The 21,995-nt window shown below is 68.7% G+C and carries 22 protein-coding genes; 14 read left to right on the top strand and 8 right to left on the bottom strand.

Going from position 1 to position 21,995, the window contains the following annotated elements; translation table 11 throughout:
* Nucleotides 1–66: 66 nt before the first annotated feature.
* The 5 genes from HALNA_RS10405 to HALNA_RS10385 all read right to left on the bottom strand — a co-directional run bounded on the left by HALNA_RS10405 (nt 67) and on the right by HALNA_RS10385 (nt 4,543).
* The gene (locus tag HALNA_RS10405) at nt 67–339 is read right to left on the bottom strand and encodes a hypothetical protein (RefSeq protein WP_049938034.1); all 273 of its coding nucleotides are present in this window, start codon (nt 337–339) and stop codon (nt 67–69) included.
* On the bottom strand, nt 336–1,004 hold the full coding sequence (tenA, locus tag HALNA_RS10400) for a thiaminase II (protein ID WP_049936311.1): 669 nt from the start codon (nt 1,002–1,004) through the stop codon (nt 336–338). Before tenA ends, HALNA_RS10405 begins: the two co-directional genes overlap by 4 nt.
* 45 nt (nt 1,005–1,049) lie before the next feature.
* Nucleotides 1,050–1,688: a fibrillarin-like rRNA/tRNA 2'-O-methyltransferase gene (locus HALNA_RS10395; RefSeq protein ID WP_049936310.1), complete on the bottom strand. Its 639-nt coding sequence runs from the start codon at nt 1,686–1,688 to the stop codon at nt 1,050–1,052.
* On the bottom strand, nt 1,685–2,530 hold the full coding sequence (locus HALNA_RS10390; protein ID WP_049936309.1) for an NOP5/NOP56 family protein: 846 nt from the start codon (nt 2,528–2,530) through the stop codon (nt 1,685–1,687). Before HALNA_RS10390 ends, HALNA_RS10395 begins: the two co-directional genes overlap by 4 nt.
* Before the next feature lie 192 nt (nt 2,531–2,722).
* Nucleotides 2,723–4,543 carry a PAS domain-containing protein gene (locus HALNA_RS10385; RefSeq protein ID WP_049938033.1) on the bottom strand — a complete coding sequence of 607 codons (1,821 nt, stop codon included), beginning with the start codon at nt 4,541–4,543 and terminating at the stop codon, nt 2,723–2,725.
* 146 nt (nt 4,544–4,689) lie between these two features.
* Between HALNA_RS10385 and HALNA_RS10380 the strand changes: the two genes are divergently transcribed.
* The 6 genes from HALNA_RS10380 to HALNA_RS10360 all read left to right on the top strand — a co-directional run bounded on the left by HALNA_RS10380 (nt 4,690) and on the right by HALNA_RS10360 (nt 9,874).
* Complete coding sequence (locus HALNA_RS10380; RefSeq protein WP_157573504.1) at nt 4,690–6,162, top strand: sensor histidine kinase; 1,473 nt, start codon at nt 4,690–4,692, stop codon at nt 6,160–6,162.
* Nucleotides 6,163–6,201: 39 nt separating this feature from the next.
* The gene (locus HALNA_RS10375; RefSeq protein WP_049936307.1) at nt 6,202–6,639 is read left to right on the top strand and encodes a response regulator; all 438 of its coding nucleotides are present in this window, start codon (nt 6,202–6,204) and stop codon (nt 6,637–6,639) included.
* A gap of 2 nt (nt 6,640–6,641) precedes the next feature.
* The gene (locus HALNA_RS10370) at nt 6,642–7,742 is read left to right on the top strand and encodes an ATP-binding response regulator (protein ID WP_049936306.1); all 1,101 of its coding nucleotides are present in this window, start codon (nt 6,642–6,644) and stop codon (nt 7,740–7,742) included.
* A gap of 98 nt (nt 7,743–7,840) precedes the next feature.
* Entirely contained in the window at nt 7,841–7,957 is a 117-nt protein-coding gene (locus HALNA_RS21665; protein WP_157573503.1) for a rubrerythrin-like domain-containing protein, read from the top strand.
* Between the two features lie 39 nt (nt 7,958–7,996).
* A complete protein-coding gene (locus HALNA_RS10365) occupies nt 7,997–8,434 on the top strand; it encodes a hypothetical protein (protein WP_049936305.1) in 438 nt (145 codons plus the stop codon).
* Nucleotides 8,435–8,893: 459 nt separating this feature from the next.
* On the top strand, nt 8,894–9,874 hold the full coding sequence (locus HALNA_RS10360) for a transcription initiation factor IIB (protein WP_049936304.1): 981 nt from the start codon (nt 8,894–8,896) through the stop codon (nt 9,872–9,874).
* Here HALNA_RS10360 and HALNA_RS10355 read toward each other — a convergent pair whose 3' ends face one another.
* Entirely contained in the window at nt 9,875–10,426 is a 552-nt protein-coding gene (locus tag HALNA_RS10355; protein WP_049936303.1) for a hypothetical protein, read from the bottom strand.
* 86 nt (nt 10,427–10,512) lie between these two features.
* On the opposite strand from HALNA_RS10355, the gene HALNA_RS10350 reads away from it, so the two are divergent.
* Genes HALNA_RS10350 through HALNA_RS10340 form a run of 3 tightly spaced genes read left to right on the top strand, consistent with a single transcriptional unit; the run spans nt 10,513 to nt 14,165 of the window.
* Nucleotides 10,513–10,959, top strand: coding sequence for a hypothetical protein (locus HALNA_RS10350; RefSeq protein ID WP_049936302.1), 447 nt, complete (start codon nt 10,513–10,515; stop codon nt 10,957–10,959).
* Complete coding sequence (locus HALNA_RS10345) at nt 10,956–11,480, top strand: hypothetical protein (protein ID WP_049936301.1); 525 nt, start codon at nt 10,956–10,958, stop codon at nt 11,478–11,480. The genes HALNA_RS10350 and HALNA_RS10345 overlap by 4 nt, the downstream gene beginning before the upstream one ends.
* Before the next feature lie 36 nt (nt 11,481–11,516).
* Complete coding sequence (locus tag HALNA_RS10340) at nt 11,517–14,165, top strand: AAA domain-containing protein (RefSeq protein WP_049936300.1); 2,649 nt, start codon at nt 11,517–11,519, stop codon at nt 14,163–14,165.
* Between the two features lie 95 nt (nt 14,166–14,260).
* Here the strand turns inward: HALNA_RS10340 and HALNA_RS10335 are convergent, their stop codons facing one another.
* The gene (locus HALNA_RS10335; RefSeq protein WP_049936299.1) at nt 14,261–14,998 is read right to left on the bottom strand and encodes a beta-ketoacyl-ACP reductase; all 738 of its coding nucleotides are present in this window, start codon (nt 14,996–14,998) and stop codon (nt 14,261–14,263) included.
* An 88-nt stretch (nt 14,999–15,086) separates the two neighbouring features.
* Here HALNA_RS10335 and HALNA_RS10330 point away from each other — a divergent pair, with 88 nt between their 5' ends.
* Nucleotides 15,087–16,304, top strand: coding sequence for a lactate racemase domain-containing protein (locus HALNA_RS10330; protein ID WP_049936298.1), 1,218 nt, complete (start codon nt 15,087–15,089; stop codon nt 16,302–16,304).
* Here the strand turns inward: HALNA_RS10330 and HALNA_RS10325 are convergent.
* A complete protein-coding gene (locus HALNA_RS10325; protein ID WP_084510154.1) occupies nt 16,301–19,015 on the bottom strand; it encodes an ATP-dependent helicase in 2,715 nt (904 codons plus the stop codon). The two genes, HALNA_RS10330 and HALNA_RS10325, sit on opposite strands and share 4 nt — an antisense overlap.
* A 102-nt stretch (nt 19,016–19,117) precedes the next feature.
* Here HALNA_RS10325 and HALNA_RS10320 point away from each other — a divergent pair, with 102 nt between their 5' ends.
* The 4 genes from HALNA_RS10320 to HALNA_RS10305 are packed head-to-tail and all read left to right on the top strand — an operon-like array spanning nt 19,118 to nt 21,995.
* A complete protein-coding gene (locus HALNA_RS10320) occupies nt 19,118–19,855 on the top strand; it encodes a sporulation protein (protein WP_049938031.1) in 738 nt (245 codons plus the stop codon).
* A gap of 57 nt (nt 19,856–19,912) precedes the next feature.
* Nucleotides 19,913–20,191, top strand: coding sequence for a hypothetical protein (locus tag HALNA_RS10315; protein ID WP_049936297.1), 279 nt, complete (start codon nt 19,913–19,915; stop codon nt 20,189–20,191).
* Nucleotides 20,192–20,232: 41 nt separating this feature from the next.
* On the top strand, nt 20,233–21,255 hold the full coding sequence (mvk, locus tag HALNA_RS10310; protein ID WP_049936296.1) for a mevalonate kinase: 1,023 nt from the start codon (nt 20,233–20,235) through the stop codon (nt 21,253–21,255).
* Nucleotides 21,252–21,995 (top strand): isopentenyl phosphate kinase, encoded by a 744-nt coding sequence (locus HALNA_RS10305; RefSeq protein ID WP_049936295.1) that lies wholly within the window; start codon nt 21,252–21,254, stop codon nt 21,993–21,995. Before mvk ends, HALNA_RS10305 begins: the two co-directional genes overlap by 4 nt.

Here is a 21,995-nt window from a genome sequence, read left to right as displayed (position 1 = left end):
CTGACGCGGCGCACTTCATAAGCGCCTCGTCGATATCAACCTCGTGGTGGTGTGTACAGCCGCCACTCAACCGTCCTCCGGCCGCGTAACGATCCGTTCGGCGACCCGTTCGGCGGCGCTGACGTGGTGGTCCGCCTCGTCGTTCCCCGTCGTCTCTATCTCGTCGAGGAGCGCCGCCACTCTCCCGACGCGTTCGACGACGACATCCCGCGGAAGGTCGGCGTCGACGAGGTCCGCCGCGATGGCCGCTGCCTCGCCCAGCCGCACGCTCGCACCCCGCTCGACCGGAAGCTCCTCGGTCGCTTCGAGATGGTCGTGGAGTTCGCGGACGGCCGTCATCCGACCGTCCACGCCTCCTGGTTCCACGCGGCGTCCCAGAATCGATACTCGTAGCGCGCCGACGTGACGAACCGGTCGCGATATCGCTCCCGATCCGTCGCCGTCGCGTCCGCGGCCACCTCGTCCATCAGATCCATACACCACCGCGTGAGCTCCGAGAACTCCTCGCCTGCGTAGGTCCGAATCCACTCGGCGTAGCGTTCGTCGTCGGGCATCCCGTCCGCTTCGAGCCGTTTCGCCGTCTCGTTGAACCCCCACATACAGGGCAACAGGGCGGCGACGAGGCCACCGAACGTCCCCGTGGCGGCCGTGCGAACGAGGAAATCCGTATAGGCCTGGGTCGTCGGCGACGGCTCCGTGGCCTCCAGTTCGGCCTCGCTAATGTCGAACTCGGCGGCGTAGGCCCGGTGCAGGTCCATCTCCGTGTCGATCGTCTCGTAGAGTAGTTCGGCGAACGTGCCCATGTGATCGAGCGTCGGCGCCGACGCCGCCCCGTGTGCGAACACCCGCGCGTAGTCGACGAGGTAGACGTAGTCCTGTCGCACCCAGTACTCGAACGGGGCCGTCTCGAGCGTACCGTCGCCGAGCCGCGACAACATCGGGTGAGCGACGATGGCGCTCCACAGGTCGTCGGCAGTGGACTGAAGATCGTCGGTGAAGGCCATACTCGCCCTCCGACGGCGGGCGCAAAGAGTCTTTTTGCGGTTGTATCAGTCGGTTGTACGCGGCCGGGCGACGACGGCGAGGTGGTCGTCGTGGTAGCGGTCCAGCCGCGCCGTCTCCAGCATCTCGTAGCTCCCCCGTAGTTCGTCGAGTACGTCCGCGAAGACGGCGTCGGGCTCCCGCGTCACGTCCTCGCTCCGGGCCTTGATGGCCGCGAGGAGGCGGCCGTCCTCGTCGAGGAACTGTCGATTCCGCGCGGCGACGCGCGCCTGCCCGCGGGTCGCCACGTCCTGTATCAGCACGTCCAGCCCCGATTCGACGACGTGGGCGTACGTCTCGGGCTTCCGGGCGTCTTTCAGCAGGGGAAAGAGGTTCGACCGGCCCGCGGCCACGTCGACGAGGTCACGGGTCGGGCGGGGCGCGAACTCGACGGCGTACGTCGGCCCACAGAAGTCCGCGACGTGGCTGACGGTCGTCCCGCTGGCGGCGCCGAGATAGAGGACCGATTCGCCGCCGTCGAGGCCGGTGTCGAGCCCGAGTTCGAGGGTCGCGCCCAGCTTGGATCGGCCGGCGTCCCACAGCCGCCACGGACCGTCCGTCGGCTCGCCGTACACCGGCTCCCCACGCGTGGCGAGTCGGTCGCGCCCGTCGAAGGAGCGACGTTCGACCCCGTCGGGCAGGCTCACGACTCCACCCTCGCGCGGATGGTCGCCATGCGCTCGTCGAGTTCCTCGTGGACCTCGGGTCGGAGGTCACCCGCGTAGTGGTCGATCCGCGCCGCGATGACGAGTTTGCCCGCCAGCGCGCGGGCGGCCGATCCCCGGTCCTCGGGGCGGGTGTTGCGCACGTAGTCGTGAGTGAAGATGACGCCGTGTTTCGGCGAGGGCGCACGCCCGGCCAGATGGGCAAAGAGGGCGTCCTCGGCACCGAGGACCTGCACCGTCCCGGAGGGTTTCTTCGCCAACTCGCCCAGCCCGCCGGCGAGGGCGATCAGGCGCGCGGCGAGCACCGGACCCGCCATCCGACTGAGGTTGGGGGCGACCGCCGGCGCCGTCCGCTCGACGAACGCCCGGCAGTCCGCGGCCTCGTCCGCCAGATCGACGACCCGGGTCGCCAACGAGACGATACGCTCCTCGGCGGCCGTCTCGGGGGTCCGCTCGGCCACTGCCCGCGCCCCGTCGACGCCGGTTCCGGCCTCGTCGAACAGCGCACCCGCCCACTCCGCGACGCGTTCGGCGAGTTCGTTCGCCGTCCGGTCGGCGTCGTCCATGGCGCGAATACCGTACTTCAACTGTTGGTCGTCTGCCCGTTCTCGCTCCCGGACCGCTTCCCGAGTCGCGTGCACCGTCGCGTCGTGGAGTCGACGATAGTAGTCGTCCGCGTCGTCGGCGAAGCCGGCGTCGACGGCGAGGGCGGGCCAGTCGTCCGGCGTGTCAGCGCTACCATTATCGATGGCGTCGCGGACGGCGTCGGGGTCGTCGGGCGGGACGGATTCGAACCATCCCGATTCCGCTGTGTCGTCGGCCATACTCGGAGAACTGCGTCCGAACTCGTATATGCGTCCCGGTGTTCCGGGGAGAGAGCATCGGTCGCTCGTGTCCGTCCCGTCGCGGGATCGGGCGATCACGGCAGCGGTTACTTATAGGGATTATCGGAAGTCATCAGAGATTCTCGCCGGGACGGTCCGGCGAGAATCTATGGACAGTTACGATAACCCCTATTACGCGGTGTCGACGCCAACCACCTCGAACCGCGCCCCGCCGGTTTCGCTCGTCGTCACGCCGACCGTCCAGTCGTGAGCGCCAGCGAACTCCTCGACGATGGAGAGCCCGAAGCCGGCCCCGTCGCCGTCGGAGCCCCCGAGTTCGACGATCCGTTCGCGCTTCGCCGACTCGACGCCCGGGCCGTCATCGGCGACGTAGAACCCGTCGGGCATCCCGCCGACGGTGATCCGGGCACTGGGGCCGCCGTCTCCGCTCGGGTCGACGGCGTTGTCTGCCGACGGCTGACTGCCCGTCGAATCGTGTTCGACGGCGTTCCCGAGGAGATGCGTGAGCAGTCGCTCGAAACGACCGGGCTCGGCCAGGAGCGTCCGATCCGTTTCGATCCGGAGCGTCGCGGTCCCCGTATCGAGGCCCGCCCAGCACGTCTCGGCGACCGTCGCCAGCGACACCGGTTCGGTGTCGATGTCGTCGTCGTTACGAACCAGCGCGAGGAGGTCGTCGACCAGCGCCTCGATCCGTCCGTGAGCGTCCGCCACGGCGTCGAGGTCGTCGCTGTCGACCTCGTCGCGGGCGACATCGAGCCGTCCTTTCGCGACCGTCAGCGGGTTCCGGAGGTCGTGCGAGAGCACGCCCGCGGTCCGTTCGAGACGGGCGTTCTGTCGTTCGAGCCGTCGTTGATACCGTTTGTGCGCCGTCACGTCCTCTTGGAATCCGACCCAGCGAGCGACGTTGCCGCCCTCGTCTTCGAGTGGAGCGAGGCTCAGCCGGTTCCAGAACTTCTCGCCGTCGCGCCGGTAGTTGCGGAGCGTGGCCGTAACGGGGTCGCCAGCGGCGAGGGCTGCCCGTAGTTCGTCGATCCGCTCGTCGGTCGTTTCCGCCCCCTGGAGGAACAGGCAGTCACGGCCGAGCATCGCCTCGCGGTCGTAGCCCGTCATCTCGACGAATCGGTCGTTGACGTAGATCAGGGGAGTGCCCGGCCGGTCGGGGTTGCTCATCGTGATCCCGACCGGTGCCTCGTCCATCGCGCGGGTTCGGTAGCCGAGTTCGCGCGCTCGTCGGCGCTCGGTCGAGATGTCGCGGAGGATGCCGACGCTCCCCTCGAACGAGTCCCCCTCGTAGGGTAGGGCCGCCATGTGGTCGCGACACCGGATCGGCTCGCCCTCCTTCGGCACGATGTCGACTTCGAAGCGGCTGATCGACGGCCCCTCGCTCGACAGGATCGACCCGAGTTCGTCCGCCGCGCGGGCGACGGCGTCGTCGTCTTTGACCAGCCCCGGTTTGCTACCGACGACCGTCGACACGTCATACCCCGTCAACTCCGCGAACGGCTCGTTGACGAACTCGAAGTGGCCGGTCTCGTCGACCACGTAGATCGGATAGCCGAGCGCCGCCATGACCGTCGAGTAGCGGTCGGCGACGGTCCGCGTTCGACTCTCCTCGACGGCCTGCCGGACGCGGTTCGCGAGGCGACGCAACTGTTCGGGTCCCCCTTTCTGGAAGTAGCCGGTCACGCCGGCGTTGAGTGCCTGGCTGGCTATCTCCTCGCTCCCCTTGCCGGTGTAGAGGACGAAGGGGGCGTCCACTTCGCGGTCCCGGAGGGTCTCGAAGAAGGCCAACCCGTCCATCTCGGGCATGTCGTAGTCGCTGACGATGCAGTCGACGTCGTCCGCCGCGAGGCGATCCAGCGCCGCCTCGACAGAGGTTACGGTCGTGACGGTACAGTCGAGTTCCCGATCGAGGAACGCCTCGGTCAGGCTCAGTATCGACGGGTCGTCGTCGACGTGGAGGAGTCGACACGAATCGATCGCCGGACTCATACGATGGTCGCGGGAGGCGTGTGGTCGATAGAACGTGTCACGGATCACCGTGGGACACATAGAAACAAAATACGTCGCCTTGGATTACCAGTCGTGAGAAACGGGCGACGAAGGACTAAGTGACCGTGCGGATCAGGTACGACCGCATGCGACCCACTCGGCGGATGTCACTGGCCGTCCTGTCGGGGATCGGGCTGGCGCTGACCGGTGTCCTCGGCTTCGACGTGTACGAGGACTGGGTTCGGCAGGGAAACTCTCTCGCATCGACGCTCGGGGAGAACGCCCTCCCGTTCGGGCTTCTGTTCGTGCTGTTTTACACCGCGGTTGAGCTGTGGCGCGGGGAGTACGGCGAGGCGTTCGTCGAATCGGTGACGGTGTGGACCGTCGGCGGGACGCTGGTGACGGCGGTACTGGTGGGATGGGTGGTCGGCATCCAGACCGTCCAGAACCAGCTGAAGCCGTGGATCATCGTCCTGCAGACGACGGTGATCGGGGCGGCTGCGGGTCTGGTCGTCGGCCGCCGAACCGCGGTCGTCGAGCGGGCGCGGGATCGAAGCGAGCGCGAGAAGGCCCGCTTCGAGTCGCTGTTCGAGAACGATCCGTCGGCGGTCGTCGACCTCCGCCTCGACGGGGACGAACTCGTCGTCGAGGCGGTCAACCCGGAGTACGAAACGCAGTTCGGGGCGGTGAGCGACGACGAGGTGGTCCTCCCCGGCCTCGACGACGAGACGGGACGGTCGTTCCGCGAGGCGATCACCTCCGGGAAGCGACGCACGGTCGAGACGACCCACTACGCACCCGACGGACCGAACCATTTCCTCGTGCAACTAGTGCCCTACGGCACCGATCTGGAGACAGAGGATACCCGCAGTTACGTCCTCTATCAGGACGTGACCAAGATTCGGGAGGCGGAAGCGGAACTCGAACGGACGGTCGAACAGCTCGAACGCTCGAACGAACAGCTTCAGCAGTTCGCCTACGTCGCCTCTCACGACCTGCAGGAACCGCTCCGGATGGTCTCCAGCTACGTCGACTTGCTGGCGACGGAGTACGGCGACGAACTCGACGACGAGGCCGACGAGTACATCGGCTTCGCCGTCGACGGCGCCCGGCGGATGCAGGCGATGATCGACGCTCTCCTGAAATACTCGCGGGTCCACACCCAGGGCGAGGAGTTCGAGACGGTCGACGCCGACGCCGTCCTCGACCGGGTTATACAGGATCTGGAACTCCTGATCGCCGATCGGTCGGCGACGATCACCCACGACGACCTGCCGTCCGTCGTCGCCGACGGTGAACAGCTCGGACAACTGTTTCAGAACCTGCTCTCCAACGCCCTAGACCACGCCGGTGACGACGACCCGCCGACGGTCCACGTGAGCGGCGAGGAGCGCGATGACGACGTGGTCTTCACCGTCGCCGACGACGGGCCGGGCATCCCGGCCGACCAGCAGGAGCGCGTCTTCGAACTCTTCGAACAGTCCGACCGCGGCGACGAGGGCACCGGTATCGGCCTCGCCATCTGTCAGCGCATCGTCAACCGCCACGAGGGCGACATCTGGATCGAATCGACGCCCGGTGAGGGGACGACGTTTCACGTCTCCCTCCCGAAACGGTAGCCGCAAGGATCAACAGCCTGTGGTCGTAACTGACTCGGCATGGCAGAGCGGGAACCCGTCGAAATCCTCCTCGCCGAGGACAATCCCGGTGACGTGAAGCTGACGCGTAAGGCCCTGGAGAAAGGCCGGCTGGCGAACAACCTCCACGTCGTCAACGACGGGGTCGAAACCATGCAGTTCCTCCGCGGCGAGGGCGAGTACGAGGGTCGGCCGCGGCCGGATCTAGTGCTTCTCGACCTCAACATGCCGCGGAAGGACGGCCGGGAGGTGCTCGAAGACATCAAGAAAAGCGCCGACCTCAAGCGGATTCCGGTGGTCGTCCTGACGAGTTCGGAAGCCGAGGAGGACGTACTCCGATCCTACGAACTGCACGCCAACGCCTACCTGACCAAACCGGTCGACTTCAGTGGCTTCATCGACGTGGTCGGCAAACTCGAGGAGTTCTGGCTGCAGGTCGTGAAACTCCCGCCCGAGTAACGATGGCCGCCAACCTGAGCGACGAAATCCGGCTCCTGCTCGTCGAGGACAACCCCGGCGACGCCCGCCTGATCCGACACCACCTCCGCACCGACAGTTCGAGTACGTTCGTCGCCCCGTCGGTGACCCACGTCGAAACCCTCGATGCCGCCGTCGATCGGCTCGAAACGTCGCCGTTCGACCTCGTGTTGCTCGATCTCGGGCTCTCGGACAGCCGCGGTATCGAGACGCTCGAACGCTTGACCGACCGGATCGACGACGCCGACGTTTCGCCGCTTCCGATCGTCGTCCTGACCGGGTTGACCGACGACGAGACGGCGCTGCGAGCGATCCAGGCTGGCGCACAGGATTATCTCCTCAAGGACAGCCTCGACGGCGAACTCCTCGAACGCGCCGTCCGATACGCGCTGGAACGCCACCGACAGGAGCGACGGCTGGAACGACAGAACGAGCGTCTGGAGCGGTTCGCCAGCATCGTCTCGCACGACCTCCGTAACCCGTTACAGGTTGCACAGGGACGGCTAGGACACGTCGAGGCCGGCGAAACGGCCGAACACCTCGACGCCACCGTCGACGCCCTCGACCGGATGGAAGAACTCGTCGACGACCTCCTCACCCTGGCTCGGGAGGGGCAGCGAGTCGAGGCGACGGCGTCGGTCGACGTGGCCGAAATTGCCCGCTCGGCGTGGCGAAACGTCGAGACGCCGGCGAGTGACCTCCGGGTGGACGCGTCGACGGCCGTCACGGCGGACGATGGACGACTCACACAACTGTTCGAGAACCTGTTTCGGAATTCGGTCGAACACGGCCAGCCCCGGGCCACCACTGGCGGGACGACGAACGGCCACGCGGACCCCGGCGTCACCGTCACCGTCGGCGACTTGGACGGCGGCTTCTACGTCGCCGACGACGGGCAGGGCATCCCCGAATCGGAGCGATCGGACGTATTCGAGGCGGGCTACTCGACGAACGAGGACGGGACGGGGTTCGGCCTCGACATCGTCCGCGAAATCGTCGAGGCACACGGCTGGACGGTCACCGTCGCCGAGAGCGACGACGGCGGCGCCCGCTTCGAGATTACGGACCCCTCCCTCGACGACTGATTCTGCCCATGTCGTCCGGATACGAGCACCGACGCCGTACTGGCCACACATTCGTGGCACGGTAACATTTAACACGAATTGGGTCGAACTGTTCGTCGATGCCGGAACGACCGTCGTTCGAATGTGAGTCCTGTGACCAGCGTGTGAGCCCCATTTCGTACCGATCGGCGTGCCCGGACTGCGGCGGGACGCTCCGCCGTCGACGGGTACAGTAGGCGACACCCTTTCGTCCGCGGCGGCCCTGTGCTTACGCGATGACCACGCACGGGAACGGCGCGGCGTCGAGCGACCGCGATCCGACGGCCATCCGCGCTATCGCCGTGACCGTCGACGACGTGGTGACCGCGCTCGAAGCGACGCGTCGGAGTGGCCGCCGGACCGTCCTCCGAATCACGCCGCCCTTTTCGGGGCGGATGCGCGCCCGCCTCCACCGGCCGACCGGCGACGAGGCGACGGACGCCGTCCACGTCGACCCGGCGGACCTCGTGTCCAACCCACCGCCGTATCCCGATCCCGACGAGACGGCGGACCGACTGCGAGCGGCGGACGAGTACACGACCGACCGACACCACGAACGCCACGCCGCGGCCGTCGAAGAGTGGCGGGCGGCCGTCCGCCGGGGTATCGTCGATGCGGTGGCGCTCCCGACTGCCGACGGTCCACACCGCGTCGCGGTCAAACGCCTCGGCTGACGGGGCGCGCGTCGGTCGGCGTCCCGGTCCGTGACGCCCCCGTCGAGGACGGACGGCGTCGCCGGCCTCTCGTCGAGTCCCCGCTGGGTGGTCTGGAAGCGGACGTCGTCTTCGACCCTGTCGCACGTCTCGGCCACGACGACTTCGAACGGTCCGTCTCCAACTGCGCCGTCGGTTGGCCGGAAGCATCGCAGTCCACGAACCCGTGAGTACCTTCGTCGGGGACACGACCGAGTTCGATACTGGCGACCCCGACGCCTCGGTGGTTCACCGGAACGTATTTAAATACTCCACCGACGCCGCTCCGGGCCGGAACGCGCGGTAATAACCCGTAAAACCGTTACAGACTCCGGAACTGCGATCAAAAAGTTTATAAATGCCGCGCGCATACCTATGGTAAGGACGCCTCCGCCGTTCGTCTCGCTATTCTCTCTCGGTGGAGGTGCCTCGATAGTCACAATGAGCGACACCACGACCTACCGAACGGATACGGCGGAACGGGAAGAGGAGCGGGTAGAGACTGAGAGCGAACAGAGTGAGCAGACGACCACCTGCCCCGAGTGTTCCGGCAGCCTCGTTACCGACGAGGAACACGGCGAGACGGTGTGTGCCGACTGCGGCCTCGTGGTCGAGGAAGACGAAATCGACCACGGCCCCGAGTGGCGCGCCTTCGATTCGAGCGAGCGCGACTCGAAATCACGCGTCGGGGCGCCGACGACGACGATGATGCACGATAAGGGGTTGTCGACCAACATCGGCTGGCAGAACAAGGACGCCTACGGGCGGACGCTCTCCTCGCGCCAGCGCGAGAAGATGCAGCGTCTGCGCACCTGGAACGAGCGCTTCCGGACGCGCAACTCCAAGGAGCGCAACCTGAAGCAGGCGCTCGGCGAAATCGACCGGATGGCCTCCGCGCTCGGCCTCCCCGAGAACGTCCGCGAGACGGCGAGTGTCGTCTACCGCCGTGCGCTGGGCGAGGACCTCCTCCCCGGCCGCTCCATCGAGGGCGTCGCCACCGCGGCGCTGTACGCCGCGGCCCGACAGGCCGGCACGCCCCGGAGCCTCGACGAAATCGCCACCGTCTCCCGCGTCGACAAGATGGAGCTGACGCGGACGTACCGCTACGTCGTCCGCGAACTCAAACTGGAGATTCAGCCCGCGGACCCCGAACAGTACGTCCCCCGCTTCGCCTCCGAACTCGGCCTCTCCGAGGAGGCGACCCGCCAGGCACGGGAACTCCTCCGCGCGTCGCGCGAGGCCGGCGTCCACAGCGGCAAGAGCCCCGTCGGCCTCGCGGCCGCCGCCGTCTACGCCGCCGCCCTCCTCACCAACGAGACGGTGACCCAAAGCGAGGTGTCGACGGTCGCCAACATCTCCGAAGTGACGATCCGCAACCGCTACAAGGAACTGCTGGAAGCGAAGGGCGCGGCGGACGCGTAGCTACTGGAAGCCGCGATCCACGTCGTCGCGTTCGATGAGGTCGTCGAGTTCCGCCGAGAGCAACTCCTCTGCCTCCTCGAACGTCTCCGAGAGCGCGTCGAGGTCGTCCGGCCGCTCGGAGAGTTCGAACTCCATCGGCCCGTAGGCGGGGCTGTCGATGGCGTCCATCACGTCCCGAAACAGATCGTCCGGCGTGGTCGGCGCCTCGGCGTGGACCTTGATCGTCTCCGCCAGCCGTCGGGCCGCCGACTCGGCGTCGGCTTCGTCTTCGGGCGGCGACTGGACGGCAAAGCGCCCGCGGCCGTCCTCGGTCGGGAGGAGGGGATCGATCCCATCGTCGATCTTTCGGGCGACTCTCGCGCCGACCCCGCGCACGTCGTATGGGTTTTTGGCGTACGTCTTGAGGTGGTAAACCCCGACGCCGGGGTGGCCGAGATAGAGGTCCTCGCCGACGCCGCCCTGTCGCTGCCCGGCGATGGCCCGCCAGCCGTCCGGGTCGGCGCCCGCGTCGGTCACGTCGTCGAGGATGTCCTGCCAGTCTCTGACCCGCATGGGCGGGCGTTGGGCATCGGCCCAAGTGAGCCTGTCGGTCACACGGATGACGCACATTGATACTCCGCGGGCCGCAATCCTCGACCATGCCCGAAATCGAGATCACGCCCGAACAGGAGGAGCGCCTGCGCGCCCTCCAAGAGGACATCGCGCGCGACGTGGTCGGGAAGTACGGCCACGTCCGCCCCCGCGACGCCGTCGAATACCTCCTCGATCGGTACGAGGACGACGGGGAACCGGCGGAAGGTGAGACGGAGACGACGCCCGACGACGCGGCGGCCACGAACGGCGCCACGGCACGCGTCGTGACCGACGACGGTGACCCGGCGGACGACGACGCGGCCGACACGGCCGACGGCGACGGCAACGACGCCATGCTGGACGAGATGATGAGCCTCCTCGACACCCACAGCGACAAGTGGGGCGACGCCTCGGGCGACGAACGGTACGCGGTCGACCTGCCCGACGGCTCGACCGAGCAGGTGCGAACGAAAGACGACGTGAAGGCACTGCTATTCAAACACTACCGATGACGGGCGTGTTCGACCGGCTACGGGCGTGGCTGGGAACCGTCCTCGGCGGCGAAACGACGGATACGGACGGCGACACCGCGGAGTCGGACGCCCCCGACCGGCGGGTCGTCCACCGCGACGACCGCCCGCTGGAGACGCCGAGTACGATGGACCGGCCGGCGCGGGTCGAGGTGCCCGACGCGGAGGCGGAGTCGGAGGCGCACGTGGACGGCCGCCCGGCGCCGGCGGACGCGTCGATTCCGGGCGCCGAGGCGCCGGGGACGGCCGGCCACGACGACGCCGAGGCGCCGCCTGCGGACGGCCCGGAGACGGACGCCGCCGTCGCGTGTTCGGTGTGTGGTACGACGGTCGAGGACCCGTCGGCAGCCTGTCCGCTCTGTCGGTCGACGGACGTGGTGCCCGTCGCCGACGCGCCGTCCGAGGCGGAGGAAGGGACCCCCGCACACGCCCGCCGTACCGCGGCGTCGACGGCGGACGACGACGCGGTCGAGCGTCTGCGCGACGTGCGCGAGGGGGAGTAACACAGGGTTTTTCGCTCCCGGCCACTAGCCTCGGGCGTGAACCTCCGCGGGACGATTCTGGACGTGGGCGAGGTGCGGTCCGTCTCGACACGACACGGGAACCGGGACCTGGTCGAGGTGACCGTCCGACCGGACGACGGCGCCGACGGCGTCACCGTCACACTCTGGGGCAAGTGGACCCACACCGCCGACCACGCGGCCGCGGGCATGGACCTCCTCGTGACAGACGCCGAGGAGACGGAGTTCCGGGGCGAGCAGGGGTACGCCACCACCGGCGACTCCTACGTCGTGATCGAACCCGACTTCCTCGTCGACGTGACCGACGTGCGCTCGTGGGTGCAGTGTCCGCGGATGTACTACCTGAACAAGCTCTCGGGGGTGCCGCTCGCGTACCCGGTGGTGAAAGGGACCATCGTCCACGAGGTGTTCGGCGACCTGTTGCGGGGGCGGGACCTGGACGCGGCCGTCGCGGACCACGTCGAGGCGGCCGGCCTCGAACTCGGACTGCTGGGCCGCGAGGCGAGCGAGGTGCGCGACGAGGTGCGGCGCAACGCCGCCGCCATCGAGGGGTGGCTCGAACAGGGCACGCTCACCGAGGAAGACGACTGGCGCTCGGAGTACACCCTCATCAGCCCCACCTTCGGCATCAAGGGCCGCGCCGACGCCCTCCGGCGTGGCAGCCCCGTCGAACTCAAGACGGGAAAGAACACGAAGCGCGAACCCCGGTTTCACGACAAGATTCAGGCGGCGACGTACGCGCTCCTGCTCGGCGAGTCGGGCGACCCGCCGAACACGGGCACGTTGCTGTACACGAAGAACGCGGCGCTCGACCGATCGGAGGCGAGCGGCGATCTCTCGCCGGCCAAGGAGTTCTCGGTCGGGCGCGGCCTGTTGGCCTTCGTCGTTCGCACGCGAAACGAAATCGCGGCGATGGAGGCGCGTCGGGACGTGCCGACGGGCTACGAGGCCGACGCCAAATGCGAGTGGTGTTTCGAGCAGGACACCTGCATGGTCGTCTCCGGCCGCCTCGATCAGGAGTCGAAGGCGGGGCAGGTCGGCACCACCCTCCCCGAGGTGGAGCGTGACTACTTCGCGGAGTTCTACCGCGCCGTCGAGGACGAACGCCGCGCCGTCCACGACGAATACCGGAAGCTCTGGGAGCAAACCGCCACGGAACGGGCGGACGCGGACCGCGCGCTGATCGACCTCGAACCGCTCGGTCGGCGGGAGCTGTCGGGCGGTGACTGGGAACTTCGGGCGCGGGTGCCCGACGGCGCGGTGTCGAAGCTCCGCGAGGGCGACGTGGCGCTCGCGAGTTCGGGCGATCCGGTTCACGGCGAGTCCGAACTCGGCCGTATCCGGTCGCTCGACGACGAAGCGGTCGTCACGGTGGACGAACCCCTCGACCTGCGCCGACTCGACGTCTACCCCTCCGAAATTTCCGTCTCGCGCCAGCTGACGGCGCTTCACGACGCCCTGCTGAAAGGCGACTCCGACCGGAAGGACGTGCTCTTCGGACGGCGCGCGCCGACTTTCTCCGACACCCCGGAGACGTTCATCGACAACAACGAATCCCAGAACGCCGCCGTCCAGCGGGCCGTCGGCGCCGCCGATTTCGCGCTCATCCACGGGCCGCCGGGGACGGGCAAGACCTACACCATCGCCCGCCTCGTCCGCGCCCTGGTCGAACGCGGCGAGCGAGTCCTCCTCTCGGCGTTTACGAACCGCGCCGTCGACAACGCGCTCGAAGCCCTCCGGGAACAGGGGTTCGAGGACGTGGCGCGTGTCGGGACGACGACGGGCGTCCGCGAGGACATGCTCGACGTGCGCCTCGACCGGCGCGGGGAGCCAAACGAACGCGCGGCGGCGCTCCGGTCGGCACCCGTCGTCGCCGCCACCACCGCTACCTGTGGCTCCCGGGTCCTCCGCGAGGCGGAGTTCGACACCGCCGTCGTCGACGAGGCGTCGCAGTTGACGGAGCCGGGGACGCTCGCGGCCATCAACCTCGCGGAGCGGTTCGTCCTCGTCGGCGACCACCAACAGCTTCCGCCGGTCGTCCAGTCGGGCGACGAGCGCCTCGCCACGTCGCTGTTCGAACGCCTCCACGACGAACATCCCGACGCAGCAGTCATGCTCGACCGGCAGTACCGCATGAGCCAGCGAATCCAGGCCTTCGCCTCGCGGGAGTTCTACGACGGCGCGCTCCGCCCCGCCACGCCCGAAGTGGCGGGCGGGACGCTCGCGGATCTGCCGGGGGTGGTCGACCCAGTTCCGACCCACCTCAGTCGGGGCGTCCGATTCGTCGACCCCGACGGCCGGCGCGAGGGCAACGCCAACCCCATCGAGGCCGACCGGGTGGCCGCGGTCGTCGAGGAGTATCTCGATGCCGGCGTCGACCCCGACGACATCGTGGTGATCGCCCCCTTCCGCGCGCAGGTGGCCGAAATCGGCCGTCGGGTCGACGTGGCCGTCGACACCGTGGACCGGTTCCAGGGGTCGAGCGCCGAGGTGGTCGTCGTCTCCTTCGTCGCCACCGACGACCTGGACGGCCCCATCTTCGAGGACACGCGCCGGGTGAACGTCGCGCTCACCCGGGCGAAGCGGGCGCTCGTCCTCGTCGGCGACGCCGACGCACTGGGATCGGAGCCGTTCTACGCCCGGATGCTCGACTGGGCACGGCGCTGATAGTGCTTATTGTAACTGTTTACCGGTGGTTCGCCAGGACGGGTCGGCGAACCACCGGTACTGACTTATAACGATCACTATGAGGGCGCACGCGGTCACAGATCCTTGCCCCCGTTCACGTCGATCACCTCGCCCGTGATGAACGAGGAGCCGTCGCTGGCGAGAAAGGCGACGACTTCGGCGATCTCCTCGACGGTCCCGAGTCGGCCGAGCGGCGTGTCCCCGCGGATGGTCTCTTTGATCTCCTCGGGGAGCTCCTCGACCATCGCGGTCCGGACGAACCCGGGGGCGACGCAGTTGGCGGTCGATCCGGTGCGTGCGAGTTCCTGTGCGAGCGTCCGCGTGAATCCGAAAATCCCCGCTTTGGCCGTCGCGTAGTTCGCCTGCCCGAAGTTCCCCTCCTTCCCGATGATGCTGGAGATGTTGACGAGGCGGCCGCTCTCGGCCGCGGCCAGGTCGTCGTAGAACGTCCGCGTGCAGTGGAAGGTCCCGTCGAGGTGGACGTCGAGGACGACGTCCCACTCCTCGTGGGACATCTCCTTGAACTGCACGTCCTGCGTGATGCCGGCGTTGTTCACCAACACGTCCACCGACCCGAACGCGTCCCGGGCCTCGTCGCGCATCGCCTCGACTGCGGCGAGATCCGTCACGTCGGCCTGGACCGCGAGTGCCGATCCGCCGGCCTGCTCGACGCGGTCGACGGTTTCCGCCGCCGCCTCCCCGGAACTCCGGTAGTTGACAACCACTTCGCAGCCGTCCGCGCCGAAGCGTTCGGCGATACCCCGGCCGATCCCTTTCGATGCTCCCGTAACGACGCACGTCTTCGGTCGCATGGGTCGACTCCGGCACCGACCCGCAAAAGCGTTCGGCGACGCGATCACCGATCGACAGCTTGAGGCACGTTGCCACGCCAGCGGGGGTATGCAACTCCCGCTCGGCACCGGCACGGTCGAGGTGTCGCTCCCGGACTGTGCGGTGCGGACCGTCGAACTCCCCGGCGGCGAGACGGTCGATCCGGCCGTCGCGGCACGGGCGGCGCTCGACGACCCGCACGGCCCCGCGCTCCCTTCGCTCGTCGACCCCGGCGACGACGTGACGGTCGTCGTCACCGACGTGACGCGGGCGACCCCGGACGAGGTACTCGTCGCCGCGATGCTGGAGCGCCTCCCCGACTGCAACGTCTCCATCCTCGTCGGCCTCGGTCTGCACCGCCCGATGACCGAGTCGGAGCTACGGACGGCGCTCGGCGAGTACGCCACTCTGGCAACCAACCACGACCCCGACGAGGCGGTCGAGGTGGGGACGGTTCGAGGAGTCGGTTCGGACCGGGTCCCTGTACGCGTCCACCCCCTCGTCGCCGAGGCCGATCACGTGCTCTCGACGGGCATGGTCGAACCCCACCAGTACGCGGGCTTCTCCGGCGGCTCCAAGACGGTCGTCGTCGGCGCGGGCGACGGCTCGCTCATCGGCTACACCCACGGCCCGGACGTGCTCTCACACCCGGACGTCCGCCTCGGCCGCGTGGACGGGAACCCCTTCCGCGAGACGGTCGACCGCGCGGGCGACGCCGTCGGCGTCGAGTTCTGCCTCAACGTGACGAAGGGGCCGGACGGCTTTCTCGGCGCGAGCGCCGGCCGTCCCCGTGCGGTCGTCGCCGACCTCGCCGAGACGGCGCGTGAGGCGCTCTCCGTGCCCCTTGAGGACACCTTCGACGCCGTCGTCGGCGGCGTCGGCGCGCCGAAAGACGCGACCCTCTACCAGGCGACCCGGGGTGCCACCTATCTCGTCCTCGGCGAGCACAACCCCGTCCGGTCCGGCGGGCGGGTGATCACCCCCGCGCGCTTGACCGAGGGCGCGGGCGAGGGGACGGGCGAGCGCCGATTCTACGAGCGCCTGCGGACGGCGACGAGCGCGGAGTCGCTGTACGAGGCGATGCGTGCCGGCTACGACCCCGGCGCCCAGCGGGCGTTCGTCGTCGCCCGCGCCCTCCGCGAAGCCGACCTGTGGATCACGAACAGCGAGCATCCCGCAGTGGTCGAGGAGTGTCTGCTCCACGCCGCCGAACGGGTGGACGACGCGGTGGAACCGGGCAGCGACGTGTTGGTGGTCCCGGACGCGCTGAACACGTTGCTCGGTTAGTCCTCGCCCTCGATTTCGGCCACCACCCGCTCGTGGAACTCGCGGAGGGCGGTGCTTTCGTCCTCGGCGAGGACGGTGTCGGTGGCCGCGAGCGTCGCTAGCCCGAACGCCCGGGGCGTCGGCGTCTCCACCGTGTGTTCGACCACGTCGACCTCGCCGTCGCGAATCCGTTCGAGCACCGCTTCGATCCCCGCGACGTGGAGTTTGTCCTCCAGCAACTCGCGGTCCGTCTCCTCGACGACCGCGAAGTCGTCCAGGTTGTCCGCGAGCGAGAGGAGCGTCTCGCTTTCGACCTGCTGGCGCGCCGCCGACTTCTCCGTTCCCTTGTACCGTTTCAGGATCATGAGCGAGCGCGTGGCGTCGATGCGGAAGTAGCGCTGGCGGAGGTCGGTCCCCCGGAGCGCCGCCCGGAGGTCCGCGCGGGCGTCGTCGGGGTCCAGTCCCCTGAGCAGCCCCGCGGCGTCGACCCGGCGGTTCAGCGGCATCGAGAGGACGAACCCGTTGTCCGCGACGGCGACGGTGACGCTCGCGTTCGACTCGCTCGCACAGGCGGCGGCCAGCAGTCGGGAGAGGCCGTCGTTGAACCGGCGACCGTAGAGGGTGTGGACGTAGTAGCGCCGGCGGTACTCCTCGCGGTCGCGCTCCTCCTCGACCGCGATCCGAGTCGGCGTCGACACGCTCTCGGCGCCGGCGAAGGCGACCTGCTGGTCGTAGAGGCGGGTCAGCGCCCGCACCGCCCGTTCCGAGAGCGACGACTCGCGGAGCCACACCCTGACGGCCGGCGCGCCGCCCGAATCGAGGCGATCCAGCAGGTCGCGCTGGAAGGCGAGTATCTCCCGGGCGAGGTCGTAGGCGAGCGGCAGGCGCTCGGAGTACCACGACGGCACCGTCGGGCGGGCGCTCGTCCGATCGACGTACACCTTCGACCCGCGGCGGTAGACGAACTCGAAGCGCTCGCCCCCGATGACGAACACGTCGCCGGGCTCCAGCGTGTCGAGGTAGTCCTCGTCGAGTTCGCCCACCCACTCGTCGCCGCCGCGGACGACCACGGTACACGAGAACGAGTCGGGGATGGTGCCCACGTTCGTCAGGTAGATCATCCGCGCGAGGCGGCCGCGCTTGCCGATCAGTGGCTCGCCCACGGGAAAGTCGGGGTGGTGGTGCTCGCCTTCGGGCGGGTCGTTCGTGTCCCGCCAGATTTTGGCGTAGACGTTGCGTTCCTCCAACCCCTCGTAGTCGGCGGTGAGGTAGCGAAACAGGGTCTCGAACTGGTCGTCGTCGAAGTCGCGGTAGGGGTAGGCGCCACGGAGGATCGACTTCACCTCGCTCTCCCGACGCACGGCGTTGATCGCCATGCCGTAGACGTGCTGTGCGGCCACGTCGTAGGCGTTCTCGGGGACGAACACGCGGTCGACGAAGCCCGATTCGGCCTTGCGGACCATCACCGCCGCCTCGACTAAGTCGTCGCGGTCGAGTGCGACCACCCGGCCCTCGACCACCTGGCCGACCTGGTGGCCCGCGCGCCCGACCCGCTGGAGAAGCGCCGCGACGGACTTCGGAGAGCCGACTTGCACCACCAGATCGACGTGGGGCATGTCGACGCCGAGTTCGAGGCTGGTCGAGGTGGTGACCACGTCGAGGTCGCCGCGTTTGAGTCCCGCCTCGACCGCGTTCCGGCGGTCGGCCGAGAGGCTCCCGTGGTGACAGCCCGAGTTCGACTCGTCGTAGCCGAACCGCTCGCGAAGGGCCTGGAGGGTGCGCTCCGCGCCCGATCGGGTGTTCGTAAAGACCAGCGTGTTGGTGTGGTCCTCGATCAGGTCGTCCAACGCCGCGTAGAACCGATCCCGGACGGCCTCGCCCGGCGTCCCAACGAGATCGTCGACCGGGCAGTCCACCTGCAGGTCGAACTCGCGGGCGAAGCGGGCGTCGACGAGTTCGCAGTCGCGCGCCTCGCCGCCGTCACGGCCGACGAGGAAGTCGGCCATCGTCGAGAGAGGGTCGACCGTCGCCGAACAGCCGATACGGGTCGGTGAACCGTCCGCGAGACGTTCGAGCCGTTCCAGCGACACCGACAGGTGCGTGCCGCGCTTGTTCGCCGCGAGCGCGTGAATCTCGTCGACGACGACGTACTCGACGCTTCGAAGTTTCTCCCGGAACTTCGGCGAGTTGAGCAGGATGGCGAGCGTCTCGGGTGTCGTGTTGAGGATGTGTGGGGTCTCGTCGAGCATCTTCCGACGCGCCGCGTCGTCGGTGTCGCCGTGGCGGATGGCGTGGCGCACCTCCGTCGACTCGCCACGTTCGGCCAGTCGCTCCCGGATGCCGTCGAGCGGGTCGGCGAGATTTCGGTGTACGTCGTTGGCGAGCGCCTTCAGCGGCGAGACGTAAAGGCAGTACACCGCGTTGTCCAAGACGTCGCGTCGCTCCCGCCGGAACAGTTCGTTGATGATGGCGATGTGGGCGGCGAGTGTCTTGCCGCTCCCCGTCGGTGCGCAGACGAGGGTGTTCTCGCCCTCGTGGACGAGGGGGATGGCCTCGCGCTGTGGCGGCGTGAAGAAGCCGCCGTTCTGGGGGACGAAGGCGCCGAACTGGTCGACCCACCACTCCCGGACGGCGGGGTCCAGAAGCGAGAGTACGTCGGCGTCGGCGGCGTCGGACGCATCGACGCCGTCGGGGAGGGGCAGACCGGCCGGAGCGTCGGCGTCCCCATCCATCGACTGGAGGTTGGTGCGGACGACCAAGTGGGTTGTGTCCGGGTCGTGTGTACGAGTCCCACACCACCGTTATTGTTCTCGCGGCTGAGACGCCGGATGCATATGAAGAAGGTCCTCGCGAGCATCGGCATCGGTAACGCCAGCGTCGACACCGTCCTGCCGTCGGAGACCGTCCGCCCCGGCGACACCGTCGACGCCGACGTACAGATCACCGGCGGCGACGCCGAGCAGGAGGTCGGAACCGTCCGCTTCGAAATCGAGACCCGCTATCGAACCGAAGAGGGCTACGAGACGGCTGACATCGACCGGTTCACCCTCGCCGAGGGGCTCACCATCGAACCCGGACAGGAGGAGACGCGCTCGGTGTCGTTCGACGTACCCTACGGGACGCCCGTCACGACCGGGGAGGTGGAGGTCTGGATCGAGACGGAACTCGACATCGAGATGGCCGTCGATCCGGAGGATACGGACTACCTCGACGTGCGCCCGACGCCACGTCTGCAGGCCGTCTTCGACGCGATGGACGACCTCGGCTTCTCGCTCCACGGTGCTGCCTGCGAAGCCGATCCCTACGGCCGGTACGCGAGCGGACGGCGGTTCGTCCAGGAGTTCGAGTTCCGGGCTACTGCCGGACGCTTTCGGGACGAACTCGACGAGGTGGAACTCGTTGCGCTCCCGGGAGCCGACGAACTCGACCTCTTCGTCGAGGTGGACCGCCGCGGCGGCCTCCTGAGCGAGATGGCCGAAACCGACGAGCGCAAGACGCGGACATCGATCGAGTCGGCCGACCGGAAGACGGTGCGGGCGGATCTGGAGCGGGTCGTCGAACGCCACGCCTGATTGTGGATGGCCACGGGGAGACACAACGGTAAAGTCGCCGCTCGGGCTACAGTCGGTATGGCAGACAAGAAGTTCACCCTCCTAGAACTCCACCTCGACGACGGATCGGTTCAGGTCGGCCCGTCGGTCCTCGGCACCGGGGACGACGAGAGCACCGAACCGGGGCCCGAAGACGACACCGACGGCTGTGGCTGCCCCGCTCGCAAGGCGGGCACACTCCTCGTCGTCGTCCTCGTCTTTGCCCTCCTCGTGCTGGGACTCAAGAAAGTACTCGGCGGCGGCGAGGACCTCGACGAACTCGAAGACCTCGCCGAACTCGACGAGGACGAGGCCTAGTATCCGGACCGCTTAAGCGACGGCCGTGGCATGAACCTCGTATGACGGTATCGAGCGCCCCGGGCAAGGTGTACCTGTTCGGCGAACACGCCGTCGTCTACGGCGAACCAGCCGTGCCCTGTGCCATCGAGCGCCGGGCGACGGTGCGCGTCGAGGCCCGCGACGACGACCACGTACGCGTCTCGGCGACGGATCTCAGCCTCGATGGCTTCACCGTCGAGTACGCGGGATCGACCGACGACCGCCCGGACGTGGACGTGCCGGCGTCGCTGGTCGAGGCGGCGATGGGGTATATCGACGCCGCGGTCGAACAGGCCCGCGACGCCGCCGACGCCCCCGACGCCGGCTTCGACATCACCGTCGAAAGCGAGATACCCCTCGGCGCCGGCCTGGGCTCCTCGGCTGCGGTGACGGTGGCGGGTATCGACGCCGCGACGCGCGAACTCGGTCACGCCATCCCAATCGAGGAGATCGCGGACCGCGCCTACCGCGCCGAGTCGAACGTCCAGGAGGGCCAGGCGTCGCGCGCGGACACCTTCTGTTCGGCCGTCGGCGGCGCCGTCCGCGTCGAGGGCGACGACTGCCGGCGGATCGACGCGCCCGATCTCCCCATCGTCGTCGGGTTCGACGGCGGCGCGGGCGACACCGGCGAACTCGTCGCCGGCGTCCGCGCGCTCAAAGAGCAGTACGGCTTCGCGAACGACACGATCGGCACTATCGGCGACATCGTCCGGACGGGCGAGCGCTACCTCGACCCCGACCCCGAGGGCCCCGCGGCGACCCTCGACGAGACCGAGCGGATCGAAGAGATCGGTCGACTGATGGATTTCAACCACGGACTGCTGGAGTCGCTCGGCGTCTCCTCGCGCTCCCTCGACAGCATGGTGTGGGCGGCGCGGGAGGCGGGTGCCCACGGCGCGAAACTCACCGGCGCGGGCGGCGGTGGCTGTATCGCCGCCCTCGACCCGACGCCGGAGACGCTGACCGCGCTCCGGTTCACGCCGGGCTGTGAGGAGGCGTTCCGCGCCGAACTGGCGGCCGACGGCGTCCGGAGGCTCGAATGACGACCGTCCTCAAACTCGGCGGGAGCCTCATCACCAACAAGGAGCGCCGGGAGACACTCGACGACGCGGCGCTGTCGGTGGCGGCCGACGCCGTCGCCGGCGCGGTCGGTGGCGGCGCCGATCCGCTCGCCCTCGTCCACGGCGCCGGGAGCTTCGGCCACCACTACGCCGAGAAACACGGCGTGAGCGTCCGCGAGGGGACGACCGACGCGGGCGCCGCCCTCGAAATCCACGGATCGATGACGACCCTGAACCGCTTCGTCCTCTCGCGGCTCCACGACCGCGACGTGCCGGCCCTGCCGGTCCATCCGCTCTCGGCGGGCGCGCGCGACGCCGGCGCGACGCTCGATATGCCGATTCCGGCCGTCCGGACGATGCTCGGTGAGGGCTTCGTCCCCGTGAGCCACGGCGATGTGCTCGCCCACGAGGGCCACGGGACGACCATCATCTCGGGCGACGAGGTGGTCGTTCGGTTCGTCGAGAGCCTCGACGCCGGCCGCGTGGGCCTCTGTTCGACCGTCGACGGCGTCTACGACGCCGACGGCGACGTGATCGACCGGATCGAGTCGTTCGACGCCGTCGCCGACGTCCTCGGCGGGAGCGACGCCACCGACGTGACCGGCGGGATGGCCGGGAAGGTGCGGACGCTCCTCGACCTGGACGCGCCGGCGTACGTCTTCGGCGCCGACGGCCTCGCGGATTTCCTCGCCGGCGGCGAACCGGGGACGCGGATCGGGTGA

It is taken from the genome of Haloplanus natans DSM 17983, from assembly GCF_000427685.1.
GTDB classification, from domain to species: Archaea; Halobacteriota; Halobacteria; order Halobacteriales; family Haloferacaceae; genus Haloplanus; species Haloplanus natans.
The sequence above is the reverse complement of the archived record's forward strand: the minus strand, read 5'-3'. Positions and strand labels throughout refer to the sequence as shown.